4 protein-coding genes are annotated in these 2,554 nt (G+C 55.0%); 1 reads left to right on the forward strand and 3 read right to left on the reverse strand.

Features of this window, described 5'->3' with window-relative positions; all coding sequences use genetic code 11:
- Positions 1-88 precede the first annotated feature (88 nt).
- The 3 genes from L0H14_RS12315 to L0H14_RS12325 form a co-directional block, all read right to left on the reverse strand.
- A complete protein-coding gene (locus L0H14_RS12315) occupies positions 89-634 on the reverse strand; it encodes a hypothetical protein (protein ID WP_301419984.1) in 546 nt (181 codons plus the stop codon).
- Between the two features lie 111 nt (positions 635-745).
- Positions 746-1,078, reverse strand: coding sequence for a co-chaperone YbbN (locus L0H14_RS12320; protein ID WP_301419983.1), 333 nt, complete (start codon positions 1,076-1,078; stop codon positions 746-748).
- 70 nt (positions 1,079-1,148) lie between these two features.
- Positions 1,149-1,973 (reverse strand): NAD(P)-dependent oxidoreductase, encoded by an 825-nt coding sequence (locus tag L0H14_RS12325; RefSeq protein WP_301421980.1) that lies wholly within the window; start codon positions 1,971-1,973, stop codon positions 1,149-1,151.
- 150 nt (positions 1,974-2,123) lie between these two features.
- On the opposite strand from L0H14_RS12325, the gene rmuC reads away from it, so the two are divergent.
- Positions 2,124-2,554, forward strand: a 431-nt coding sequence (gene rmuC, locus L0H14_RS12330; protein ID WP_301419981.1) for a DNA recombination protein RmuC, incomplete at its 3' end; no start/stop codon positions are given.

The following is a 2,554-nucleotide window of genomic DNA, read 5'->3' on the forward strand; positions in this document are numbered from 1 at the left end:
AACGTTGATCGAGTTCGTGACATTCCAACTGCCGTATGTACTCGGTTGCCTCACCCATACTGTTTCCCTTCGTGGAACAAGGAGTTCACTACGCTGCGAGGTAGTCTTCTGGTTCGATGTCGTTACCGATAACCCAGGGTGTCTCGACCTCATCGCGGATCAGATAGCCCTGGTTCCAATCGATAATCTGGTCGAAGATCTCATCGAGTGCTATCGGCCACTGGTCGTTGGCAAAAACGCGACTGTGAATGATGTCGGCTACCATGACCGTCTGGCCCGCGAATCGGTCAACGAGTAAACGGCCTGGTGTATCGCCCCACTGACGTTCCCAAAGCAAAGGATCATCACCTGTTACTGTCAGATCTGTTGCCAGTCTTGCAAGCGTTGTTTCATACAGCAGCTCTTCACCAAAATAGCTGATCAGGCCGCGGAGTAAAGTGAAGGACTTTTGCGTTAGCTGCCCGGACTCGTCGCGTTTCACCCGGTCGATAACGAAATATGCGTAGTCATCAAAGGCGATGACACCGTGGTCCCGGCCAATTTTCTGAAACCGTTTCACATCTTGACGCAGGATGGTTTTCTCCCGACGGCTATAGGCTCTCGGCGTGAGATTCAGTGGTTTTGCGGTGGTCATTTCAACTCCTATGGGATCCGTAAATATTTGGATACCAAGAGTTTTGCAAGAATCACAGACCACAGGTGGTCGTGTCAGCCAAATTGTGGATAACTCGGCCAGACGCCGTGGTTATTCCTGTTCGGGTGTCAGTGTTCGAATCTCATCGATGATTTCACCGAGCTGACGCCGGGTTGTCAGCCCAGACTTTGCAAAGACGTGTTTGCCATTGCGGAACCCAACCAGCGTGGGGAGCGAGCGCACACCCATGATCCCCGCCAGTTCTTGTTCTTCATCGGTGTTGACCGTTGCAAAGACCACGTCGTCGAACTGTTGTGCGACATCGGTAAAAATTGGGCTAAACCGTAAACAGGTAGTACACCAGGGTGCCCAGAAGTCGACGATGACCGTAGCGTTGCGCTCCACTGTTGCCGCCAAGGTGGCAAGCGTGAGTTCTCGCATCATCGTTCCTTTGCCGGTGGTTAAAAGATAAAGTCCGAGGCAAAAGCCTCGGACCTCACCCTAGTGGTTTTTGTTAGTCGACGAAGATGTCTTTTTCTAGCTCGCTGGGATCGATGCCCGGTGAGTATTGAGCGAAGTCCGTGACGCCTACATCTTCCAGGACGTCTTCGCACAGCATGGTACGGCCAGCGTATTTTGCAGGATCTGCTGTCAGCACGGCGTGCGCTGAATCAGAATAGACTTCCGGGGTCCGCGAGCGCTCATACATCTCGCTACCGCCCAGTGCGTATTGCACCGCGGCGGTCTGGATGGTGGTTTTTGGCCAGAGGCAGGTCGCAGGAATCTGGTTCTGAGCCCCGATGCCCAGGGCGGCAAGGCTCATGCCGTATTTTGCCATCATGTAGGAGGGCGCTGCACCCAACCACTTCTGGCTCATATTCAGTGGCGGTGACAGGCTGAGAACGCGGGGATCCGCCGATTTTTTCAAGTGCGGCAGGGCGGTTCGAGTCAGCAGGAACGTGCCGCGTACGTTGATATCGTGCATCAGGTCGTAGCGTTTCATATCGATCTTCTCGGCCGGCTCGAGATTAATGGCCGAAGCATTATTGATGACGATATCGATGCCACCGAATTCTTTGACCGCTGCATCGACGGCAGCCTGGACGTCCGCTTCTTCGCGGACATCACCGACGACGGGTAGTGCTTTACCGCCGGCTTCCCGAATTTCCTCGGCGGCGGTATAGACGGTTCCTGGCAGTTTTGGATGTGGTTCTGCGGTCTTGGCCAATAGCACGACGTTGGCGCCGTCTACTGCCAGTCGTTTGGCGATCGATAAGCCGATACCGCGGCTACCACCAGAAATTAGTACGGTTTTCTCATGCAGAGTCGAATTCGACACCGTTGCTCCATTCAGTTGTTAACGTGGGCTACGCTACATTCTGCCAGAATTTCTCGATACTGTCCGTACCGGGTATTTTGACGTGAAGTGTGGCGCCACTCGCAGCGTGCCAGGCTTATCGTGTCCATGGGGTGTGCCAGGGTTATGGGTATGGAGATTTCAACTGCGATTGTGCTGTGCATTCTGATCGCCCTCGTTTGTTTTGCCGCCGGTGTTTTCGTTGGGTCGCGCATTGCTGCCAGCCGGAATACCTCAACGGGTGACGCTGCGCTGCGGGAGCAGCTAGCCACCGCGCAGACTCGTGCTGACCTGTTGGACCGGCAACGCCACGAGGATCGTGAGCACTCACAATCCCAGCAGCAGATTGTGCAGATGCTCGGGCCGCTCTCCAAGCAGCTGGAACACCTTGGGGGCCAGGTCTCTCAGCTGGAGCGTGATCGAGGTCAGCAGTATGGACAGCTGTCGCAACAGCTTCGTACGGCTCATGCCACGGATTCAGCGTTGTTAGAGAATACGCACAAATTGGTAGCCAGCCTGCGCTCCTCGTCGGCACGAGGCCACTGGGGTGAAGTCCAACTCCG

Source organism: Yaniella sp., from assembly GCF_030453185.1.
In the GTDB taxonomy this organism is placed as follows: domain Bacteria; phylum Actinomycetota; class Actinomycetes; order Actinomycetales; family Micrococcaceae; genus Yaniella.